Annotated in this window: 21 protein-coding genes and 1 pseudogene; 16 read left to right on the plus strand and 6 right to left on the minus strand. The window is 72.2% G+C overall.

Annotated elements, in window-relative coordinates:
* The first annotated feature begins 111 nt into the window (after positions 1–111).
* Both ACWC09_RS00220 and ACWC09_RS00225 read left to right on the plus strand, forming a co-directional pair.
* Positions 112–969 (plus strand): AAA family ATPase, encoded by an 858-nt coding sequence (locus tag ACWC09_RS00220; protein WP_450847430.1) that lies wholly within the window; start codon positions 112–114, stop codon positions 967–969.
* Positions 966–2,321 (plus strand): vWA domain-containing protein, encoded by a 1,356-nt coding sequence (locus ACWC09_RS00225; RefSeq protein WP_450846930.1) that lies wholly within the window; start codon positions 966–968, stop codon positions 2,319–2,321. Before ACWC09_RS00220 ends, ACWC09_RS00225 begins: the two co-directional genes overlap by 4 nt.
* Before the next feature lie 15 nt (positions 2,322–2,336).
* Here the strand turns inward: ACWC09_RS00225 and ACWC09_RS00230 are convergent, their stop codons facing one another.
* Entirely contained in the window at positions 2,337–2,702 is a 366-nt protein-coding gene (locus ACWC09_RS00230) for a cupin domain-containing protein (protein WP_450846932.1), read from the minus strand.
* Between the two features lie 172 nt (positions 2,703–2,874).
* Between ACWC09_RS00230 and ACWC09_RS00235 the strand changes: the two genes are divergently transcribed.
* A complete protein-coding gene (locus ACWC09_RS00235) occupies positions 2,875–3,270 on the plus strand; it encodes a nuclear transport factor 2 family protein (protein WP_450847432.1) in 396 nt (131 codons plus the stop codon).
* Here ACWC09_RS00235 and ACWC09_RS00240 read toward each other — a convergent pair.
* From ACWC09_RS00240 to ACWC09_RS00255, 4 genes and pseudogenes are all read right to left on the minus strand, one after another.
* A pseudogene (locus ACWC09_RS00240) lies at positions 3,265–4,249 on the minus strand (threo-3-hydroxy-L-aspartate ammonia-lyase). The gene ACWC09_RS00235 and the pseudogene ACWC09_RS00240 overlap by 6 nt on opposite strands.
* Positions 4,246–4,935: a helix-turn-helix transcriptional regulator gene (locus ACWC09_RS00245; RefSeq protein ID WP_450846934.1), complete on the minus strand. Its 690-nt coding sequence runs from the start codon at positions 4,933–4,935 to the stop codon at positions 4,246–4,248. Before ACWC09_RS00245 ends, ACWC09_RS00240 begins: the two are co-directional and overlap by 4 nt.
* A 38-nt stretch (positions 4,936–4,973) precedes the next feature.
* Positions 4,974–6,305: a hypothetical protein gene (locus ACWC09_RS00250; RefSeq protein ID WP_450846936.1), complete on the minus strand. Its 1,332-nt coding sequence runs from the start codon at positions 6,303–6,305 to the stop codon at positions 4,974–4,976.
* A 70-nt stretch (positions 6,306–6,375) separates the two neighbouring features.
* Complete coding sequence (locus ACWC09_RS00255) at positions 6,376–7,074, minus strand: SDR family NAD(P)-dependent oxidoreductase (RefSeq protein ID WP_450846938.1); 699 nt, start codon at positions 7,072–7,074, stop codon at positions 6,376–6,378.
* Positions 7,075–7,167: 93 nt separating this feature from the next.
* Between ACWC09_RS00255 and ACWC09_RS00260 the strand changes: the two genes are divergently transcribed.
* Together ACWC09_RS00260 and ACWC09_RS00265 are read left to right on the plus strand one after the other, a co-directional pair.
* Positions 7,168–8,055, plus strand: coding sequence for a helix-turn-helix transcriptional regulator (locus ACWC09_RS00260; RefSeq protein ID WP_450846940.1), 888 nt, complete (start codon positions 7,168–7,170; stop codon positions 8,053–8,055).
* A gap of 13 nt (positions 8,056–8,068) precedes the next feature.
* Complete coding sequence (locus ACWC09_RS00265; protein ID WP_450847434.1) at positions 8,069–8,416, plus strand: LysE family translocator; 348 nt, start codon at positions 8,069–8,071, stop codon at positions 8,414–8,416.
* A gap of 28 nt (positions 8,417–8,444) precedes the next feature.
* On the opposite strand, the gene ACWC09_RS00270 is transcribed toward ACWC09_RS00265, so the two are convergent.
* Positions 8,445–9,347 carry a universal stress protein gene (locus ACWC09_RS00270; RefSeq protein ID WP_450846942.1) on the minus strand — a complete coding sequence of 301 codons (903 nt, stop codon included), beginning with the start codon at positions 9,345–9,347 and terminating at the stop codon, positions 8,445–8,447.
* 348 nt (positions 9,348–9,695) lie between these two features.
* Between ACWC09_RS00270 and ACWC09_RS00275 the strand changes: the two genes are divergently transcribed.
* The 11 genes from ACWC09_RS00275 to hypE all read left to right on the plus strand — a co-directional run bounded on the left by ACWC09_RS00275 (position 9,696) and on the right by hypE (position 20,152).
* On the plus strand, positions 9,696–10,184 hold the full coding sequence (locus ACWC09_RS00275; protein ID WP_450846944.1) for a hydrogenase maturation protease: 489 nt from the start codon (positions 9,696–9,698) through the stop codon (positions 10,182–10,184).
* On the plus strand, positions 10,181–12,469 hold the full coding sequence (gene hypF / locus ACWC09_RS00280; RefSeq protein ID WP_450846946.1) for a carbamoyltransferase HypF: 2,289 nt from the start codon (positions 10,181–10,183) through the stop codon (positions 12,467–12,469). Before ACWC09_RS00275 ends, hypF begins: the two co-directional genes overlap by 4 nt.
* Before the next feature lie 6 nt (positions 12,470–12,475).
* The gene (locus ACWC09_RS00285) at positions 12,476–12,733 is read left to right on the plus strand and encodes a HypC/HybG/HupF family hydrogenase formation chaperone (protein WP_450846948.1); all 258 of its coding nucleotides are present in this window, start codon (positions 12,476–12,478) and stop codon (positions 12,731–12,733) included.
* A gap of 153 nt (positions 12,734–12,886) precedes the next feature.
* Positions 12,887–14,023: a 4Fe-4S dicluster domain-containing protein gene (locus tag ACWC09_RS00290; RefSeq protein WP_450846950.1), complete on the plus strand. Its 1,137-nt coding sequence runs from the start codon at positions 12,887–12,889 to the stop codon at positions 14,021–14,023.
* Positions 14,023–14,487 (plus strand): Crp/Fnr family transcriptional regulator, encoded by a 465-nt coding sequence (locus ACWC09_RS00295; RefSeq protein ID WP_450846952.1) that lies wholly within the window; start codon positions 14,023–14,025, stop codon positions 14,485–14,487. The genes ACWC09_RS00290 and ACWC09_RS00295 overlap by 1 nt, the downstream gene beginning before the upstream one ends.
* Entirely contained in the window at positions 14,484–15,290 is an 807-nt protein-coding gene (locus ACWC09_RS00300; protein WP_450846953.1) for an FAD/NAD(P)-binding protein, read from the plus strand. Before ACWC09_RS00295 ends, ACWC09_RS00300 begins: the two co-directional genes overlap by 4 nt.
* 1 nt (position 15,291) lies before the next feature.
* Positions 15,292–16,044 carry an NADH-quinone oxidoreductase subunit B family protein gene (locus ACWC09_RS00305; RefSeq protein WP_450846955.1) on the plus strand — a complete coding sequence of 251 codons (753 nt, stop codon included), beginning with the start codon at positions 15,292–15,294 and terminating at the stop codon, positions 16,042–16,044.
* Positions 16,041–17,402, plus strand: a complete 1,362-nt coding sequence (locus tag ACWC09_RS00310) for a Ni/Fe hydrogenase subunit alpha (RefSeq protein ID WP_450846956.1) — start codon at positions 16,041–16,043, stop codon at positions 17,400–17,402. Before ACWC09_RS00305 ends, ACWC09_RS00310 begins: the two co-directional genes overlap by 4 nt.
* Positions 17,395–18,015 carry a CBS domain-containing protein gene (locus ACWC09_RS00315; protein WP_450846958.1) on the plus strand — a complete coding sequence of 207 codons (621 nt, stop codon included), beginning with the start codon at positions 17,395–17,397 and terminating at the stop codon, positions 18,013–18,015. Before ACWC09_RS00310 ends, ACWC09_RS00315 begins: the two co-directional genes overlap by 8 nt.
* A complete protein-coding gene (gene hypD / locus ACWC09_RS00320; RefSeq protein ID WP_450846960.1) occupies positions 18,012–19,121 on the plus strand; it encodes a hydrogenase formation protein HypD in 1,110 nt (369 codons plus the stop codon). The genes ACWC09_RS00315 and hypD overlap by 4 nt, the downstream gene beginning before the upstream one ends.
* Positions 19,118–20,152 (plus strand): hydrogenase expression/formation protein HypE, encoded by a 1,035-nt coding sequence (gene hypE / locus ACWC09_RS00325; protein WP_450846961.1) that lies wholly within the window; start codon positions 19,118–19,120, stop codon positions 20,150–20,152. Before hypD ends, hypE begins: the two co-directional genes overlap by 4 nt.
* Positions 20,153–20,155 lie beyond the last annotated feature (3 nt).

Consider the following 20,155-nt stretch of genomic DNA (forward strand, 5'->3'; position numbering starts at 1 on the left):
GGCGAGGAAACCGATCGGTCTACCGGCGGGAGCAGCGGATTCCGCGTGACAGAAGCGCTGAACAAGCGCTTAGATAGTAGACCAGGCACCGCCGCCCACCTGGAGGCCCCGTTGTTCACGTCCGTCGACGACGTCTCCGCGCGTCTCGCCACCACCGGCTACCTCGCCTCGCCCGCGGTCGCCACGACCGTCTTCCTCGCCGACCGCCTCGGTAAGCCGCTGCTGGTGGAGGGCCCCGCGGGGGTCGGCAAGACGGAGCTCGCCAAGGCCGTCGCCGAGGTGGCCGGGGCACGACTCGTCCGACTTCAGTGCTACGAGGGCGTCGACGAGTCACGGGCGCTGTACGAGTGGAACCACGCCAAGCAGCTGCTGCGCATCAGCGCAGGCCGCGACGAGACCTGGGACGAGACGCGTACGGACATCTTCAGCGAGGAGTTCCTGCTGACGCGCCCGCTGCTGACCGCGATCCGCGGCGACGACCCCAAAGTGCTGCTGATCGACGAGACCGACAAGGCGGACGTCGAGGTGGAGGGCCTCCTGCTGGAGGTGCTCAGCGACTTCCAGGTGACGGTCCCCGAGCTCGGCACGATCGCCGCGACCCGGCGCCCCTTCGTCGTCCTCACCTCCAACGCGAGCCGCGAGCTGTCCGAGGCACTGCGCCGCCGCTGCCTCTTCCTCCACATCGGCTTCCCGGACGAGGAGTTGGAGCGTCGGATCGTACGGCTGAAGGTGCCGGGGCTGGACGAGGCGCTGACCGCCTCCGTGGTCCGGGTGGTCGGTGCGCTGCGCGCGATGGACCTGCGCAAGGTCCCCTCGGTCGCCGAGACCATCGACTGGGCGCGCACCCTGCTGGCACTCGGCGCGGACACCCTGGACGAGACCGTCGTTCGAGACACCCTGGGCGTCCTCCTCAAGCACCAGGACGATGTCCTCAAGGCGGCGGCCAAGCTCGACCTGGACGCGGTGTGACCGCGCCCGGCGTCGCGGAACGGCTCACCTCGCTGGTCGGAGCGCTGCGGGCGCACGGCATGCGGATCGGCACCGGCGAGACCGTGGACGCGGCGGAGGCCGTGGCGGCGCTGGGACTCGCGGACCGTGAGCTGCTGCGGGAGGGGCTGGCGGCGACGCTGCTGCACGGCCCGGCCCAACGGCAGGTGTTCGACCCGGTCTTCGACCTGTACTTCCCGCGGGGCATCGGCGCGCCGGAGGGCGAGCGCACGGGCCGGGAGGAGCTGCGGGAGCGGCTCGCGGCGGCGCTGGCGGCGGGCGATTCCGCTCTGATGGGGCAGTTGGCGGCGGAGGCGGTCGACGGGTTCGGCGGATACGGCAACTCGCCGGAATCCCAGGGCTGGTCGTCGTACCAGACCTTGGAGTGGCTGCGTCCGCAGACGCTGCTGGCCCGGGTCCGTGACAGCGTGCGGGCGCGGGACGGGGCGTCGGGGTTCACGGACCGGCTGCTCGACGACGAGATCCGGCGGCGGATCGAGGCCTTCCGCGGGCTGGTTGCCGTGGAGGCGCGGCGGCGGATCGCCGAGCGGCGGGACCGGGACGAACTCGCCCGGCGTGCGGTGGCCACGACGCCCGACCGGGTGGACTTCCTGTATGCCGGGAAGCTCCAACTGGCCGAGCTGCGCAGGACGGTTCAGCCGCTCGCCCGCAAGCTCGCCACCCGGCTCGCGGCGCGCCGGCGCCGTGCCTCGCGGGGCAGCATCGATCTGCGGCGGACCCTGCGCGGGTCCCTGTCGACGGGCGGGGTGCCGATGAAACCGGTGCTGCGCAGGCGGCGCCCGGCCCGGCCCGAACTGGTCCTGCTGTGCGATGTGTCGGGGTCGGTGTCCGGATTCTCGGACTTCACGATGCTGCTGGTCCAGGCGCTGCACGACCAGTTCAGCAAGGTGCGGGTGTTCGCCTTCGTCAACCGGATCGACGAGGTGACCGGTCTGCTGGAGCACGGCGCCGCCGACCCGGAGGGGCTCGGCGCTCGTATCCGCGCGGAGGCGACGCTCACGGGCTGGCACGGCAGCAGCGACTACGGCGTCGCGCTGGGCGAGTTCGCGGAACGGTACGACGACGCGGTGGGCCCGCGGACGACGCTGTTCGTGCTCGGCGACGCCCGTACGAACATGAGCGACCCGAACCTCGCGGCGGTCCGGCAGATCGCCGAACGGGCCCGCCGTGTCTACTGGTTGAACCCCGAGCCCCGGGCGCAGTGGGGCACGGGCGACTCCGCCGCGCCCGCGTACGCGGGGCTGGTGGACATGTACGAGTGCCGCACCGCCCGGCAGCTGGGCGCGCTGGTCACGCGCCTGCTGCCGGTGTGACGCGGTACCTTCCGGCTACTCGCCCTTCGCCTTCGCGTAGTCCGTCGCCATCTGGCCGGCGAAGTCGTACACGATGCACGGCTCGTCACTGACCACCCAGGCGTCGTGGCCCGGCGACACCACGAACACGTCGCCCGGTCCCACCTCTTGCTCCGCGCCGTCGTCCATGCGCAGGCGCATGCGCCCCTGGACGCAGTACCCGTTGTGATGGACCTGGCAGCTCTTGGTCCCGGCGATGGGCGCCACGGACTCCGACCACTTCCACCCCGGTTCGAAGGTCCCCACGGCGAAGTCGAGCCCGGTCATATGGACGGCTTCGAGGTGTCCGCTCGGGAAGTCGCGCCGTTCGTCGGGCTTCTCAACAGCCTTGATCTCAAGCATGACAGCTCCCTTCCATGCGAGCCCCTGCCCACCACACCATCGTCCGCCTGTGCGGTCGGGGCCGCCATTCGGGACATGGCCAAACATCGACAACCGGACAACTCGGTCGAACAGGCGCAGAATGGGTGCGCAAGGCCGCCATCGCCGAACCATCAGAAAGGTGGCGATCATCGTGGGTGAACACCCGCACGCACAACTCGTCCGCAAGGGCTACGAAGCCTTCCAACGCGGCGACATGGACACCCTGCGCTCGTTGATGACCAGCGACGCCACGCACCACGTCCCCGGCAGCCACCAGCTGTCCGGCGACTTCAAGGGCATCGACGCGGTCCTCGGCTACTACGGGAAGCTCTACGAGGCGACGGGCGGGACCTTCAAGGTCGAGTTGCGCACCCTCCTCGTCGACGGCCGCGGCCATGTCGTCTCCCTGCACCGGTTCACCGCCCGGCGCGGCGACAAGGAGATCGACGCGACCGGAGGCATCGTCTTCCGGATCGTCGGGGACAAGATCAGCGACCTCGACGAGTGCGTCGAGGACATGGACGTGGCCAACGCGTTCTGGTCATGACTCCTGCGCCCGGCCGCACAGCCGGGCGAACCGGTCCGCGTCCACGTTGCCGCCGGAGACGATGACCCCGATCCGGCGCGGCAGGGGACCGGGCACGCCCGGCGAGCAGGGCGGCCAGCGGGGTGGCCCCGCTCGGCTCGACGACGATCTTCAGTCGCTCGAACGCGAAGCGCATCGCGTCGCGGATCTCCTCGTCGGAGACGAGGGCGATCCCGTCGACGAGCCTCCGGTTCACGGAGAACGTCAGCTCGCCGGGCGACTGCACCGCCTGCCCGTCGGCGATGGTCCTCGGCACCGGGACACTGACACGCCGACCCGCCTCCAGGGACCGCCTGGTGTCGTCCCCGGCCTCCGGCTCGACGCCGATCACCTGGATGCCGGGGTACAGGCCCTTGGCCGCGGTGGCGGACCCGGCGATCAGTCCACCGCCACCGACGGGCACGATCAGTGCGTCCAACTCGCCCGTCTGCTCCAGGAGTTCGAGGGCGGCGGTACCCTGTCCCGCCATCACGTGCGGATGCTCGTAGGGCGGGATGAGAGCGAGGCCGCGCTCCGCGGCGAGGGCTTCTCCGACAGCCACCCGGTCCTCGGTGTAGCGGTCGTACGTGACGACCTCGGCACCGTAACCCTCCGTGGCCGCGCGCTTGGAGCCCGGGGCGTCCTCGGGCATCACGATCACGGCCGAGCTGCCCAGCTCGCGCGCGGCCAGGGCGACGGCCTGGGCGTGGTTGCCGGAGGAGTAGGCGGCGACGCCCCGGGCCAGCTGCTCGGGGGTGAGCCGGGAGACGGCGTTGTAGGCGCCGCGGAACTTGAACGCGCCCATGCGCTGGAAGTTCTCGCATTTGAGGAAGACCTCGGCACCGACGAGGGCGTCGAGGGTACGGGAGCGCAGCACGGGTGTGCGGTGGACGACGCCCTTGAGCCGGGCGGCGGCGTCGCGGACGGCGTCCAGGGTGACCGGTGGGGTGGTGGTCGTCACGCGGGTCCTCCAGCGGGAGTCGGGGCGGCGGCCGTGCGGGCCTGGGAGAGATAGCTGTAGGCGGAGGCGCGGGAGATGCCGAGCCGGCCGGCGACCTGCTCGACGGCGCGACGCACGGCGAAGACGCCGTGCTCGTCGAGGCTGCGGAACAGGTCGAGGCGCTGGGCGCGGTCGAGACCGCCCCAGGGCCGGTCCGGGCCGATCCGGTGGGCGTCGAGCAGGGCGTCCACGACGGAGTCGATGTCGTTGCCGAAGGTGGTGACGGGCGCCTCGGCCGGGCCGTCACCGAGACCGGCCAGCGCGCCGAGCAGGGCGTGGGCCTGGTTCACGGCGGTGACGTCGACGTTGACGCACAGGGCGCCGAAGACCGCGCCCGTGGAGTCCCGGAGCACCATCGTGGAGGACTTGAGCAGCTTGCCGTTCCGGGTGCGGGTGACGTAGTTCAGCTCATCGTCCGCCTGGTCCCCGCGGGCGAGGACCCGCAGGCCGATCTCGCTCATCGCCCCGCCCACGGCCCGCCCGGTCACCGAACCGGCGACGGCGACGACCGACTGCTCCGGCTGCCGGTAGTCGTGCAGGACCACCTCACAGACCGGCCCGAAGGTGGCCGCGATTCCGTCGACGACAGGGCGGAGGGCGGCGAGGATCGCGTCCCGTTCGGCGTCGTGCGTTCGTCCGGCAGACATGCCGCTTAGACTATCCGTCCAATGCCTGGACCAACAGTCTAGGACGCGCTGCCGTGAGTGGCCGCGAACATCAGCGCCTCCCGGGCGGCGTGCCGGTCCGCGGCCGTCTCCCACCAGGGGTGGGTGTGCATCTCCTCGGCGAGCCGACGGCACCGCGCCCGCGCGTCGGCCAGCCGCTCGCGCTGTTCGGCGGTGATCTCCGCGCGCCCGGCCGCGATGTCCGCGCCGCTGGGCAGGTGCGAGGCGATGTCCGCGGCGTGCTCGAGGGCCCGGGTGAAGGTCCGGCGGGCGGCCACCAGGTCGCCGGGTATGACGAACTGGCCCACGGTGAAGGGGCGGGAGAACTCGGACGAGCCGGGCTCTGTGTGCCACAGCGAGGCGTCGATGGGCCGTTCGTCGTCGCGCGCCCTGGTGAGCTCGGTCCGGACTTCCCCCTCCACAACTCCTCGGCCCGCATCCACGCGGGGAACGGCGAGCGGCTCCGGCCCGCCGGCCCGGTACTCCCCCGGCATGCCCGGCACGGGTTCGGGCCGGCCTTCGAGGAACTCCTCCTTGTCGGCGGGAGTGACCCACATGTGCCAGCCGCGACGCCCGGCCGGATGGGGCATGTACAGAGAGACGAGCTCGCCGGTGGCGGTGCGCCGTACGACCTCGTCGTAATAGAGACCCCGTACGGGCTCCCACGATCCGTGCCTGCCGCCGCAGCGGCCGGCGCCCCGGCGCGGACAGGGCACCGGAGTGCTCCAGTCGCAGCGGGACATGTGCAGCTCCTTGATCCCGCCGCGCACCGGGAGGGCCGCACGGTCGGTGACATCCCGCCAGCTCTGTACGTTCAGACGGGCCCAGGGGGCGCGGTCGATGGGGATCGCGTTCTCGTTGTTCACCAGCCACAGCGGGGTCAGTCCCGCCCGGCGGGCGACACGGGTGCGCTCGTCGACGGAACCGCCCGCTATCGCGGCGAGTTGGATTTCGTATCCCAACCGGTGGTGATCGCTGCCTTCGACCGTCAGGTCGATTCGATCCTTGCCCTGCTCGCCCCGCTCCTGTCGTACGACGCGGAATCCCTCTCCCGAAGCGACCTTGGCGGTGTATTCCCCGAGTGCCTTGTGGAGATCGCTTTCCGCTTTCGTCTCGGGGCGTTCCCCTTTTGCCACATGCATGGCGTGCGGGCGGCCGTGGACCTTGCGGATGGTCATGAACCCGGGGCAGATGAACCCTTCGTCCTCATGGGCTTCCAGGCAGTACAGAAGATCGGGCTGGTAATTCCCGTAGATCTCGTCGAGCAGCCGCGGGTGTTCGGGGTGGCCGAGATCGGCCTCGGCGAGGTCGAGTGTGATGCCGAGGCCCCTGTGCCAGACGCTGTAGGTCATAGGGGGAGAGTAGAACCCGGCACTGACAATCGGTCCTGCGTCGTGATCGTCGGCAGTGGGCCGTTGTATTTCAGGACCGGTCGATCGGGCCGTCGCGGTCGATGAAGCGTCCCGATCCGGAGCCGGGTTTTTCCGTCGCGAGACGGACGATCGCGTCGGTGCCTTCCGTGACGGTCTGGGGGCCGCTGTGACCATTGAGGTCGGTGGCCGTGTAGCCGGGGTCGGCGGCATTCACGCGAATGTCCTTGAATGCCTTGGCGTATTGAGTGGTCAGCATGGTGAGGGCCGCCTTGGAGGCGGTATAGAGCGGCGCGATCACCGAGGATTCGACCCGCGAAGGGTCATGGGTGATCGAGAGCGAGCCCATTCCGCTGCTGACGTTGATGACGACGGGATCGGACGACCGGCGCAGCAGCGGCAGGAAGGCGGTGGTCGTGCGGACCACGCCGAAGACGTTGACGTCGAAGACGCTCAGGGCGTCCGCGCCGGTCAGTTCACCCGGATCGCCGTGCGGGCCGTGCACACCGGCGTTGTTGATCAGCACGTCGATCGCGCCTTCGTGTGCGGCGACGTCGGCCGCCGCGGCGGCGACGGAGGCGTCGTCCGTGACGTCGATGGGGACGAATCGGGCGCCCAGTGCGGCGGCGGCCTCGGCGCCCCGCCGCGGATCGCGGGCCCCCACGATCACGGTGTGACCGAGCGCGATCAGGCGGCGGGCCGTCTCGTGGCCGAGTCCCTTGTTGGCTCCGGTGATGAAGGTGGTGGTCATGCGTCGATCGTCGGCCGTCGACTGTCTCGGCTCCAGGGAGACTTCGACGGTAGGAACACCGGTACCACCCTCGACTCACGCAGATGGGGCAGGATGGAGGGCATGGCGGCGAAGGAGGGCGTCGGACTCGGCGCGACGATCCGTGCCTGGCGGGAGAGGCTGTCCCCGACGTCCCTGGGACTGCCGATGACCCCGGGACGCCGTGCGACCGGGCTGCGGCGCGAGGAACTCGCCGACCGCGCGGGTGTCTCGGTCGACTACGTGGTGCGCCTGGAACAGGGGCGGGCGACCACTCCTTCCGTCCAGGTGGTCGCCTCTCTCGCCCAGGCCCTGCAACTGACCTCCGCCGAGCGAGAACACCTCTACTGCATGGCCGGTCACGTCCCGCCGGACCTCGGGCCGGTCCCGGACAGCGTCCCGCCGGGCGTTCACCGGGTGCTGAACCGACTGGCGGACGTCGCGGTCGCCGTGTTCGCCGCGCACTGGCAGCTGCTCTGGTGGAACCCCGAGTGGGCGGCGCTCGTCGGTGACCCGTCGCTCTCGCCGCCCACGTCGCGCAACTTCGCCCGCGAGAGGTTCCCGGTCGGCTCCGCTCCCGTGCGCATCGCTCTGTGGCCGGTGCGGGTCCGGGACAGCGCGGGCTCGGACCTCGCCATCGTGTCCGACCTGCGCCGAGCCGCCGGCCGCTTCCCGCGTGACGTACGTCTGGCACAGCTGATCCAGGAACTCGTCGCCGGCAACGAGACGTTCGCCCGGCTGTGGGCGAGCGGCACGGTGGCCGCGCACCGCGAGGACCGCAAGACGGTCGAGCATCCCACGGCGGGGCCCGTGCAGGTGGACTGCGACGTCCTCACCGACGGCGACTCCGAACTCAAGATCGTGATCCTGAGCACGGCGCCCGGCACCGCCGACACGGACAGGTTCCGTCTGGCCACGGCCCCTGCCGACATCGCCGTCGGCTCCCCTGCGACAGGGACATGACGGGTCGTCAACCATCGGGTTCCGGGCGGGCGCGAAGCCGACCGCCGAGCCGAGGGGTCGCACGGGCTTCTGGGGCGGATACGGGATGGGCCTCGGCACCTGTCTCGGCAACCCCAAGGCGGGCGTGTTCGCCGTGTCGGTCCTGCCGCAGTTCGTCACGACACAGGGTCCCGTCTTCCTGTCCAGCCTCGCCCTGGCGGCGGTGTGGGCGCTGGTGACCGCCTGCTGGTACCTCCAGTTCACCTGGCTCGTCGACCGGGGACGGGCTCTGGTCTCCCGCCCCGCCGTCCAGCGGAGGCTTGGCCTCGCGACCGGCGTCGTCCTGCTCCCGCTGGGCGTGGCGGTGGCGGCGGGCGCCTGACGGAATCGAAGACCTGATGAAGTGCCGCTCAGACGTGCGGTACGACGGCCACGGGGCAGCCGACGTGGTGGATGGCGGCGTGGGCGACGGGGCCGGTGCGCGGGCCCGCCGCGCGGTCGGTGGTACGACGGCCGACGACGAGGAGGCCCGCTCCGGAGGCGGCGCGGACCAGCACGGACTGCGGTCGGCCCTCGGTGACGGTCTCGACGACCCCGACCTCGGGGTACTTCTCGCGCCAGACCTGGAGGACTGCGGTCATGAAGCCGAGCCACTCCTCCGCCCGGTCCTGGGTGTCCACCAGGCCGAGGTCACCGGGGCCGAGGCCGACCGGGGAGGGCTGCTGCCAGGCGTGGACCACCTTGAGGCGGGCCCCGCGCAGCCGGGCCTCCTCGAAGGCGAACTCGATCACCTCCTCGCAGGGGTCGTTCAGGTCGATGCCAAGGACGACGTCACGGTAGGCGGTGGACTCGGAGGCATCGCCGTCGGTGGCCGGGAAGTGTTCGTCGGCGGACTCCTCCCCCGCCCGGACGAGCACGACGGGCCGCTCGGCCCGTGCCACCACGCCCAGCGCGACCGAGCCGACCAGGAATCCGGTGAATCCGCTGAGCCCGCGTGAGCCCAGCACCAGCAGGTCGGCCTGCCCGGCCGCCTTCAGCAGGGCGGCGGTCGCCGGCCCTTCGACCTGTTCGTCCTCGAGCCGGACGTGCCGGCAGGTGCGGCGGATGCGGTCCTCGGCCTCGCGCAGGGCGCGTCGGCCCAGGAAGCGTTGGGCGGCCGTGGCGGGCTCTCCCTCGCCCTGGCGGGGATGCCAGTTCCAGACATGCACGAGCCGCAGCGGCCGGTCCCGGCGGACCGCCTCCCGGGCGGCCCACTCGGCGGCGGCGAGGCTCTCGCCGGAGCCGTCGACTCCGGCAATGACGGGGGGAAGCATGATGCGCACCTCCTGCGCTCGGTCTCCTCGATCCCAGCGTCGTCCGACGGCCGGCCGGGGAACATGGGCCGCCGGGTCTCCAGAACAGACCGTTCGGCCCCCTGTCGGGCCCGGCTGTCAGCGCGTCCTGGGGTTGGGTACGCGCCCGCCCTCCACCCGGCCGGTGCTGCCGGCGCCCGGGACGGTCCCGGAGGACGTCCCGGCGTTCACCGCGGTCGTGGCCCCTGTCCATGCCTCCTTGCCCGGTCGCCGTCGTACCCGCGTGAGCCCGGTGAGGAGGGTCGGCCCCGGTGGACGGGCCCGTTCGGCCCATGCCGGGCCCGGACCCGGGGGACCACCGTGAGAGCCATGAGGACACGCACCGGAATCGCCGTGATCGGTGTCGGCAACGAGTTCCGGCGCGACGACGGCGTGGGCTGGACCGTGGTCGCCCGGCTCCGCGAGCGGGCCGCCGACCGGCCGCTGCCGGCCGGTACCTCGTTCGCCACCTGCGACGGCGACCCCGGCCGGCTGATCGGTCTGTGGGAGGGCGCACGGCTCGCCGTCGTCGTGGATGCGGCCCACGCACACCCCGGCACCCCCGGCCGTGTGCATCGCATCGAACTGGACTCCGGGCACCTCGCCCCGCAGTCCACCACCAGCTCGCACGGGCTCGGCCTGGGCGAGGCGGTCGAGCTCGCCAGGGTCCTCGGCCTGCTGCCGGAACGTCTCGTCGTCTACGCCGTGGAGGGCTCCGACAGCGACTTCGGCACCGGCCTGTCCGCCGCCGTCGCGGCCGCGGTGGACCCCCTCGTCGCCGCGGTCGAGGGCGAGATCACGGCCGGGAGCCGGTCATGACCGTGCGGCGCTTCCATGTGGAGGGCACCGTCCAGGGCGTCGGTTTCCGGCCGTTCGTGTACCGCACCGCCTCCGCGCTGGGCCTGGACGGCTGGGTGGCCAACGTCAACGGGCATGTCGAGGGCGAGGTCGCCGGACCGCCCCGGGACATCGAGGAGTTCGCGGCCCGCCTGCGGACGGACGCCCCGGTCCTCGCCCGGGTGCGCCGGGTCCGGCTCACCGACCGCTTGCGGCGGACGACGGTCGCCCCGGGCTTCCGGGTGCGGCACAGCCCGCCCGACGCGCCGGACACCGAACCCCGGGAGATCCCGCCCGACGCGGCGATCTGCGACGCCTGCCTGCACGAACTGCGTGACCCGCACGACCGCCGCCACCGCTACCCGTTCATCAACTGCACGGACTGCGGCCCCCGCGCCACGATCATCGAGGACCTGCCCTACGACCGGGTCCGGACCACCATGCGGCGCTTCCCGCTGTGTGCGTGGTGCGCGGCCGAGTACGCCGACCCGGCCGACCGGCGCTTCCACGCCGAACCCGTCGCCTGTCCGCTCTGCGGGCCACGACTGGCCTGGGACGAGCTGCGCGGCGAGGAGGCGTTGAGGGCGGCCGTGAAGACCGTCGGCGAGGGCGGGATCGTGGCGCTGAAGGGCTTGGGCGGCTACCAGCTGGTGTGCGACGCGGGCGACTCGGCGGCCGTCGCGGAGCTGCGCCGGCGCAAACGCCGTCCGACGAAACCGTTCGCCGTGATGGTGCCCGACCTCGCCGCGGCGGACCGGCTGGCCCGCATCGGCGCCACCGAACGGGCGGCCCTGACCTCCCCGGAACGCCCCGTCGTGCTGCTCGCCCGGCGCCGGTGGCGGGGGACGCCGCCGCTCTCGCCCGAGGTGCATCCGGGCCTGGCCCACGTCGGTCTGTTCCTGCCCACGACCGGCCTGCACCACCTCCTGCTCGACGAACTCGCCCGCCCGCTCGTCGTCACCAGCGGCAACCTGAGCGACGAGCCCATCGCCATCGACGACACCGCAGCACGGCGCACACTGGCCCGGGTGGCCGACGGTTTCCTCACGCACGACCGGCCCATCCGCTCCCGCTACGACGACTCGGTCGTCCAGTTCACCGGGCGGACCCGGATCACGGTTCGCCGGACACGCGGACTGGCCCCCGCTCCCCTGCCGCTCCGGGTACGGGAGCCGGTCGCGGGTGTCGGTGCCCAGCTGAAGCACACGTTCACGCTGGCCGCCGACGGCCGGGCCCATCTGGGTCCGCACACAGGGGACTTGGCGGATGCGGCGACGCATGACGCGTTCGTGGCGTCGTACGACCATCTCAAGCGGCTCACCGGCATCGAACCGGTGGTCCTCGCCCATGACCTGCATCCCGGTTATCTGTCGACCCGGTGGGCCCAGGCGCAGGCGGTGCGACGGATGCCGGTCCAGCACCATCACGCGCACGTCGCCGCCTGTGCGGCCGAGCACGGGGTGCGGGGGCCGTTCCTCGGGGTGGCGTACGACGGGCTGGGGCTGGGAGACGACGGCACCCTGTGGGGCGGGGAGATCCTCGTCGCCGACCTGAGCGGATACCGCCGCGTGGGCAGGTTCGCGACGGCACCGCTGCCCGGCGGCGACGCAGCGGTGCGCCATCCCTCCCGTACGGCGCTCGGCCAACTGCTCGGCGGCGAGACGCTGGGGTCGCCGCGGCCGTACCCCTGGCTCACCCGGCAGTTCGTCGAGCGGCTCGACCCGGTCGAGGTGGCCGCGGTACGGGCGATGGTGGCCCGGGACGTCAACTGCCCGCGCGCGTCCAGCGCGGGACGGCTCTTCGACACGGTGGCCTCGCTGCTCGGGCTGTGCGACCGGATCGGCTACGAGGGCGAGGCGGCCGTGCTGCTCGAGGCCGCGGCGGGTGACCTGAGTGCGGCGCCGCTGGCTCATCGGATCGTGCGGGCGCAGGGGGTGTGGGTGTACGACTCCGCGCCGACCGTCGCGGATCTGCTGGAGCGGCGGTTGGGCGGGGAGCCGGTGGGGATGCTGGCGGCCGCCTTCCATCTGACGCTCGGGATCGCCACCGCGGAGCTGGTGGCGCGGGCGGTGGCCGAGGGGGCGCCTCGCACGGTGTGCCTCGGCGGTGGCTGCTTCGTCAATCGGCGGCTGTTGACCGAGGTGAAGCGACGGTTGCGCGCGCAGGGGCTGCGGGTGCTGGTCGGGGGCCAGGTGCCGGTCGGGGACGGCGGGATCAGTTACGGGCAGGCGGCGGTCGCGGCGGCGCGGCTGAGTGGGAAGGGGTGAGCGCGGATGTGTCTGGGGATTCCGGGGCGGGTCGTGGAGGTGTACGACGACGCCGGGCTGCGGATGGCTGTCGCCGACTTCGGGGGCGTTCGGCGGGAGGTGTGTCTGAGCTGCACTCCTGAGGCGGATGTGGGCTCGTACGTCATCGTGCACGTGGGTTTCGCCATCACGCAGGTCGATGAGGTGGAGGCGCGGCGGACTCTGGATGTGCTCCGGGCGATGGCGGGGGCCGTCGAGGGTGAGCTGGGTGAGCCCTTGCCGTAGGGACCGTATGGGCCGTCTCCCCGCGCCCCTTGACGGCGTTGAGGACCCAGTCGGCTCGTAGGGCAGGGCCGGTCGGCCCCTGCCACGACCGGCCTTGCACGACGGAATCTGAAGGTGCACGCGCACGATCCGTCCACGACCAGGAGGACCGTCATGACCGTCACCGCAGCCCCGGCCGTGCTCGACCGGGACGGCCTGGATGCCCTGGTCGCGGTGCTGGTGGCGCAGGGGCGGACCGTCGTCGGGCCCACCGTCCGGGACGGGGCGGTCGTGCTGGACGAGCTGACCTCGGCGGACGCGCTTCCCTTCGGGTGGGGTGTCGAGCTGGACGCCGGGCGTTACCGACTGGTGCGGAGAGAGGACGGGGCCGCCTTCGCGCACAGCGCGGGACCGCAGTCCTGGAAGAATTTCCTGCACCCGTCGCGGGAACGGCTGTGGAGCGCCGATCGGACGCCGGAGGGCGACGTCACCTTCACCGCCCACGAGGCGGACGACCCGTCGTACGCCTTCCTCGGCGTCCGGCCCTGTGACCTGCGGGCCATCGCCATTCAGGACCGGGTGCTGACCGGGGGGCGGTACGAGGACTCCGGGTACGGCCGGCGGCGGTCCGGAGCGCTGCTGATCGCCGCCGAGTGCACCGAGCCCGGCGCGACCTGCTTCTGCGTGTCCACGGGGGGCGGGCCCGCCGCCGACCCCGGGTACGACCTGGCGCTGACCGAGGTGGTGGACGAGGACGGACATCGGTTCCTCGTACGGGTCGGCAGCGAGGAGGGTGCCCGGCTGCTGAGCCAGGTGCCGCATCGCGCCGCCGACATGGTCACCGAGACCTCAGCCCGGGCCGCGGTGGACGGGGCCCGTGATCGGATGGGGCGTTCGTTGCCACCGGTGGATCTTCGGACGCTGATGGGGGACAGTCTGGACGCCGAGCGCTGGAACGACGTCGCCGAGCGCTGTCTGACCTGCGGGAACTGCACGATGGTGTGCCCGACCTGCTTCTGCACCACCACGGAGGAGGTCACCGATCTGACCGGTGACCACACCGAGCGCTGGCAGCGCTGGGACTCCTGCTTCGACCTGGACTTCTCGTATCTGCACGGCGGCCCGGTGCGCCGCTCGCCGCGCAGCCGGTACCGGCAGTGGCTGACCCACAAGCTCTCCACCTGGTACGACCAGTTCGACACGAGCGGGTGTGTCGGCTGTGGGCGCTGTATCGCCTGGTGTCCGGCCGGTATCGACATCACCGAGGAAGTGGCCGCCCTGGAGGCCGAACGCGGAACGGAGACCAACTGATGCCCCCCTCGATCGCCCTGCGCATGAACCACGCCCTGCCGGTCGAGCACCGCGAACGGCTGCTGCGCCTCGGCCGCGAGGTCGCCTTCCCTCCGGGCGCCCGCCTGTTCGAGGAGGGCGGGCACGCCAACCGGTTCTGGATCATCCGCACCGGCACGGCCGCCCTCGACATGCATGTGCCCGGCCGCCGCCCACCGGTCGTCGAGACGCTCGGCATCGGCGACCTGGTCGGGTGGTCGTGGCTGTACGAGCCGTTCGTGTGGCAGCTCGGCGCGGCGGCCGTGACCCCTTTGCAGGCCTACGAGTTCGACGCGGTCGCCGTGCGTCTGATGTGCCTGGACGACCCCGAGTTCGGACGCGCCGTCGAGCACTGGGTGGGGCGTGTGCTGGCCCACCGGCTGAACGCGGCTCGTGCCCGGCTGGTCGACCTGTACGGCATCTACGAGACGAAGGAGGACCGATGACCGCCGTACCGGTCCCCCACCGTGTGGTCGCCCGACGCCCGGAGACCGCGGACACGGTCACCCTGCGGTTCGAGCCGGTCGGCCCCGCACTCCCCGACTTCCTGCCGGGGCAGTTCGCCATGGTGCACTCCTTCGGGCGCGGTGAGATCCCGGTCTCGGTGAGTTCCGTGCAGGCCACGGGCGGGCTGGCGCACACGGTCCGGTCGGTCGGCGCGGTCTCCGACGGGCTGTGCTCGGCGCGGGTCGGCGATGTCGTCGGCATCCGCGGCCCGTACGGCACGAGTTGGGAGCCGGAGCGGGCTCGCGGGCGGGACGTGGTGATCGTGGCAGGCGGCATCGGCTTCGCTCCGCTGCGGCCGCTGATCCTGGCCGCGCTGGCCGAACCGGCCGCGTACCGGCGCATCAACGTCCTGATCGGGGCACGCACCCCGAGCGATCTGATCGCCCGCGCGGAGGTGGCGAGCTGGGCCACGGCGTACACCGGGGTGACGGTGGACCAGCCCGAGCCGGACTGGCGCGGGGACGTCGGTGTGGTCACCCAGCTGCTGGGACGGGCGCACTTCGCCCCGGAGGCGACGACGGCGTTCGTGTGCGGACCCGAGCCGATGATCCGGGCGACGGCGCGCGAGCTCGCCCATCACGGTGTCCCCCGCGACCGCATCCAGGTCTCGCTGGAGCGGAACATGCGCTGCGCCACGGGGCACTGCGGGCACTGTCAGCTCGGCCGGCTGCTGGTCTGCCAGGCGGGCCCCGTCGTCGACTGGGAATGCGCCGAACCCCTGCTGTCCGTGAGGGAGTTGTGAGATGGCACCCAAACTCGCGGTGTTCAAGCTGGCCTCCTGCGACGGCTGTCAGCTCACCCTGCTGGACTGCGAGGACGAGCTCCTCGCGCTGGCGGGCGAGGTGGAGATCGCGCACTTCCTGGAGGCGACCAGCACGGTCGAGCCCGGACCGTACGACCTGTCGCTCGTCGAGGGCTCGATCACCACGGCCGCGGACGCCGAGCGCATCAGGCGGATCAGGGCCGAGTCCCGCCATCTGGTGACGATCGGCGCATGCGCGACCGCCGGCGGCATCCAGGCGCTGCGCAACTTCGCGGACGTCGACGAGTTCCGGCGCACGGTCTACGCGCACCCCGAGTACATCTCGACGCTCGCCACCTCGACCCCCGTGTCGGCCCATGTGGACGTCGACTTCGAGCTGCGCGGCTGCCCGATCGACCGGCGTCAGCTCATCGAGGTGATCACCGCGTTCCTCGCCGGCCGCAAGCCGGACGTACCGGACCACAGCGTGTGCTTCGAGTGCAAGCGGCGCGGCACGGTCTGCGTCACCGTCGCGCACGGCACGCCCTGCCTCGGCCCGGTCACGCATGCCGGATGCGGGGCGCTGTGTCCGGCGTACCACCGCGGCTGCTTCGGCTGTTTCGGGCCGTCCGGTTCGGTGAACCTGCCCGCGCTGATCCCGCTGCTGCGCCGTGACGGCCTCGACGACGACGCCGTGGAGCGCTTCCTGCACACCTTCAACGCCCCTGCCTTCGAAGAGGAGTTGGGAAAGTGACGCACCGCGGATCCCGTGTCCTGCACGTCGGCTCGCTGTCCCGGGTCGAGGGCGAGGGCGCGCTGCGCCTGCACGTCCACGACGGTACGGTCACCGAGGCGCGGCTGGAGATCTACGAACCCCCGCGCTTCTTCGAGGCGTTCCTGCGCGGCCGCTCTTACACCGAGCCGCCGGACATCACGGCGCGGGTCTGCGGCATCTGCCCGGTGGCGTACCAGATGAGCGCCTGCGCGGCCATCGAGGACGCCTGCGGGGTGGAGGTCGACCCGGCGATCCGTGACCTGCGCCGGCTGCTGTACTGCGGCGAGTGGATCGAGAGCCAGACCCTGCACATCTATCTGCTGCACGCCCCGGACTTCCTGGGCCGGCCGAGCGCCATCGAACTGGCCCGGACCCATCGGGCCGAGGTCGAGCGGGGGCTCAGGCTGAAGAAGGCCGGCAACAACGTGATGGAGCTGGTCGGCGGGCGGGCCGTCCATCCGATCAACGTGCGGCTGGGAGGCTTCCACCGGGCTCCTGCACGTGCCGAACTGCGGCCGCTGGAAGAGGAGTTGAAACGGGCCCTCGACGATGCCTGGGAGACCGTGCGCTGGGTGGCCGGCTTCGACTTCCCGGACGCGCGGACCGACGCGGACCTGCTGGCGCTGGCCGACCCGCACACGTACGCGATCGAGGGCGGCACACCGACCGTGCTGCGCGCCGACGGGAGCCGAAGCTCCTTCCCGGTGCGGGAGTTCACCGAGCACGTCACCGAGACCCATGTGGCCCACTCCACCGCGTTGCACTCCCGGCTCGACGGGCGGCTGCATCTCACGGGCTCGCTCGCCCGGTTCGCGATCAGCGGCTCGCTGCTGTCGCCGGTGGCACTGCAGGCCTGCGTCGAGGCAGGACTCGGCGATCCGCGCGAGGGTGCCGTGTGCCGCAATCCCTTCCGGTCCATCCTGGTGCGGGCGGTGGAGACCCTGTACGCCGTCGAGGAAGCGCTGCGGATCATCGGGGGCTACGAGCCGCCCGCGCGCCCGTATGCCGAGGTCCCGCCGGTCGCGGGCGTCGGGCACGGCGCCACGGAGGCCCCGCGCGGAGTGCTCTACCACCGGTACGAGATCGATGCCGACGGGCTCGTCGCCGACGCGACCATGGTGCCGCCCACCGCGCAGAACCAGGCCGCGATCGAGGACGACCTGCGGCGCCTGGCCCAGGCCGCCATCGGTGAACACGACCCGGACGACGACGAGTTGACGGCTCTGTGCGAGCGGGCGATCCGTAACCACGACCCGTGCATCTCGTGCTCCACCCACTTCCTCGACCTGACAGTCGTCCGTACCTCGGGCCCGACCGCGGGAGGCCACCATGCCTGAATCTCCGTACACCGTGAGCGATGTGATGACGCACACCGTCGTCGCCGTCGGCCGCGAGGCGCCCTTCAAGGAGGTCGTCGAGCTGCTCGACCAGTGGAAGGTCAGCGCCCTGCCGGTGCTGGCCGGCGAGGGGCGGGTCGTCGGGGTGGTCTCCGAGGCGGACCTGCTGGCCAAGGAGGAGTTCCGGGACACCGAGGAGGGTGATCCCGCCGAGCGGGCCAAGGCGGGCGCGCTGACCGCGGGCGAGCTGATGAGCACCCCGGCCGTGACCGTGCACGCGCACGCCTCCGTCGCCGAGGCCGCCCGCATCATGGCCCGCCGGCACGTCAAGCGGCTGCCCGTCGTGGACGAAGTCGGACTGCTGCAGGGCGTGGTCAGCCGCAGCGACCTGCTCAAGGTCTTCCTGCGCGACGATCACGAGATCGCGGCGGAGATCCGGCACAGTGTGCTGACCCAGATGCCGGTGACCCGCCCGTTGACGGTCGAGGTGGCCGAGGGTGTGGTCACCCTGGGCGGGGTGCTGCCCGACCGGATGCTCGTGCCCGTGATCGCGCGGGCGGTGCGGGCCGTGGAGGGGGTCGTGGACGTCCGGCTCGACCTCTCGCACCGATGAAGTACCTCGACGAGTACCGCGACCCCGTACTCGCCCGGCAGCTGCTGGACGAGCTGCGGCGCACGGCCACCCGGCCCTGGCGGATCATGGAGGTGTGCGGCGGCCAGACCCACACCCTCGTCCGCCAGGGCATCGACGAACTGCTGCCCGCCGGGATGCGGATGATCCACGGCCCGGGCTGCCCCGTGTGCGTCACCCCGTTGGAGACCCTCGACCGGGCCATGGCCATCGCCGCCCGCCCCGGGGTGATCCTCACCAGCTTCGGCGACATGCTGCGCGTGCCCGGCACGGACACCGACCTGCTGTCGCTACGGGCCCGGGGCGCCGACGTACGCGTGGTGTACGCGCCCATGGACGCCGTCCGTCTGGCCGCCGCCCATCCCGACCGGGAGGTCGTCTTCCTCGCGGTCGGCTTCGAGACGACCGCGCCCGCCAACGCGACGGCCGTGCTGCACGCCGCCCGGCTGGGTCTGAGGAACTTCTCGATGCTGGTCAGCCATGTCCTCGTGCCGCCCGCCATGACCGCGCTGCTCGACGACCCGGACTGCGAGGTGCAGGCGTTCCTGGCGGCCGGGCATGTGTGCGCGGTGATGGGCTGGCGGGAGTACGAGCCGATCGCCGCCCGCTACCGGGTGCCGATCGTGGTGACCGGCTTCGAGCCGCTGGACCTGCTGGAGGGCGTCCTGATGGCCGTACGGCAGCTGGAGTCCGGCCGGTCCGAGGTGGAGAACCAGTACGTACGGGCCGTACGCCGCTCGGGCAACACCGACGCCCAGGAGGCCGTACGGACGGTCTTCCGGGTCGCCGACCGGGCCTGGCGGGGCATCGGGGCGCTGCCCGACAGCGGTCTCGAACTCGCCGAGGAGTACGCGGAGTTCGATGCGGCCGACCGGTTCGACGTGGGTGGGCTGTGCCCCGTGGAGGATCCCGAGTGCATCGCGGGCGCGATCCTGACCGGGGCCAAGCTGCCCACCGACTGCCCCGCGTACGGCACCCGCTGCACGCCCCGTCATCCCCTGGGCGCGCCCATGGTGTCGTCCGAGGGCACCTGTGCCGCCTTCCACGCGGCCGGACGTACCGCCGCTTCGGTGAGGAGCTCGGCATGAACATCGAATGTCCCGCCCCCCGGCACGAGGACGAGGTCGTGCTGCTGGGCCACGGAGCCGGCGGCCGCCTCACCGAGGAGCTGCTCGAAAGCGTGGTCCTGCCGGCGGTCGGCGAGACCGAGGGACCGCTGGAGGACGCGGCACTGCTGCCGGGCCGTCCCGACCTGGTGATGAGCACCGACAGCTTCGTGGTCAGCCCGCTGTTCTTCCCCGGCGGGGACATCGGGTCCCTCGCCGTCCACGGCACGGTCAACGACCTCGCCATGCGCGGCGCGTGGCCGCTCGCGCTGTCGGTGTCCCTGATCGTCGAGGAGGGGCTGCCGATCTCCGAACTCCGGGCGGTCATGGCCTCGCTGGGGAAGGCGGCGCAGGAGGCGGGCGTGCCGGTGATCACCGGTGACACCAAGGTCGTGGGCCGTGGCGCGGCCGACCGGCTGTTCATCAACACCACCGGGGTCGGACGGCGCCACGCCCCGCTGTGCCCGTCGGCGGCGAACGCCCGTCCCGGCGACGCGGTCCTGCTGTCCGGGCCGATCGGACTGCACGGCACGACCGTGCTCAGCACCCGGGAGGGTCTCGGCTTCGAGAGCGCCATCGCCTCGGACAGCCGTCCTCTCCACCGCCTCGTGCGCGCGCTCGCGCCACTCGGTGCCGCCGTGCACGTGCTGCGCGACCCGACGCGCGGCGGGCTCGCCGCCTCGCTGAACGAGATCGCCCGTGACTCGTCGGTCGCCGTCGAGATCGAGGAGAGCGCGGTTCCGGTGCCGGAGGCGGTCGCCTCCGCATGCGACCTGCTCGGCCTCGATCCGCTGGTCGTCGCCAACGAGGGCTGCATGGTCGCGTTCGTCGACGCGGAGGCGGCTCAGGACGCGCTGACGGCGATGCGGTCGGTGCCGGAGGGCTCTCAGGCCGTGCGGATCGGCGAGGTCGTGTCCGAGGGAGCACAAGGGCGGGTGACGCTGCGGACGCTGGTGGGCGCGCGCCGCATCGTGGAGATGCCGCTCGGGGAGCAACTGCCCAGGATCTGCTGAGAC

The sequence above is a fragment of the Streptomyces sp. NPDC001617 genome (genome assembly GCF_053596855.1).

Excerpts from the sequence above, each read along its gene's own strand:
- ACWC09_RS00230 (WP_450846932.1), bottom strand. The coding sequence starts at position 2,702 with ATGCTTGAGATCAAGGCTGTTGAGAAGCCCGACGAACGGCGCGACTTC.
- ACWC09_RS00245 (WP_450846934.1), bottom strand. The coding sequence starts at position 4,935 with ATGTCTGCCGGACGAACGCACGACGCCGAACGGGACGCGATCCTCGCC.
- ACWC09_RS00250 (WP_450846936.1), bottom strand. The coding sequence starts at position 6,305 with ATGACCTACAGCGTCTGGCACAGGGGCCTCGGCATCACACTCGACCTC.
- ACWC09_RS00255 (WP_450846938.1), bottom strand. The coding sequence starts at position 7,074 with ATGACCACCACCTTCATCACCGGAGCCAACAAGGGACTCGGCCACGAG.
- ACWC09_RS00260 (WP_450846940.1), top strand. The coding sequence starts at position 7,168 with ATGGAGGGCATGGCGGCGAAGGAGGGCGTCGGACTCGGCGCGACGATC.
- ACWC09_RS00270 (WP_450846942.1), bottom strand. The coding sequence starts at position 9,347 with ATGCTTCCCCCCGTCATTGCCGGAGTCGACGGCTCCGGCGAGAGCCTC.
- ACWC09_RS00275 (WP_450846944.1), top strand. The coding sequence starts at position 9,696 with ATGAGGACACGCACCGGAATCGCCGTGATCGGTGTCGGCAACGAGTTC.
- hypF (WP_450846946.1), top strand. The coding sequence starts at position 10,181 with ATGACCGTGCGGCGCTTCCATGTGGAGGGCACCGTCCAGGGCGTCGGT.
- ACWC09_RS00285 (WP_450846948.1), top strand. The coding sequence starts at position 12,476 with ATGTGTCTGGGGATTCCGGGGCGGGTCGTGGAGGTGTACGACGACGCC.
- ACWC09_RS00290 (WP_450846950.1), top strand. The coding sequence starts at position 12,887 with ATGACCGTCACCGCAGCCCCGGCCGTGCTCGACCGGGACGGCCTGGAT.
- ACWC09_RS00295 (WP_450846952.1), top strand. The coding sequence starts at position 14,023 with ATGCCCCCCTCGATCGCCCTGCGCATGAACCACGCCCTGCCGGTCGAG.
- ACWC09_RS00300 (WP_450846953.1), top strand. The coding sequence starts at position 14,484 with ATGACCGCCGTACCGGTCCCCCACCGTGTGGTCGCCCGACGCCCGGAG.
- ACWC09_RS00305 (WP_450846955.1), top strand. The coding sequence starts at position 15,292 with ATGGCACCCAAACTCGCGGTGTTCAAGCTGGCCTCCTGCGACGGCTGT.
- ACWC09_RS00315 (WP_450846958.1), top strand. The coding sequence starts at position 17,395 with ATGCCTGAATCTCCGTACACCGTGAGCGATGTGATGACGCACACCGTC.
- hypD (WP_450846960.1), top strand. The coding sequence starts at position 18,012 with ATGAAGTACCTCGACGAGTACCGCGACCCCGTACTCGCCCGGCAGCTG.
- hypE (WP_450846961.1), top strand. The coding sequence starts at position 19,118 with ATGAACATCGAATGTCCCGCCCCCCGGCACGAGGACGAGGTCGTGCTG.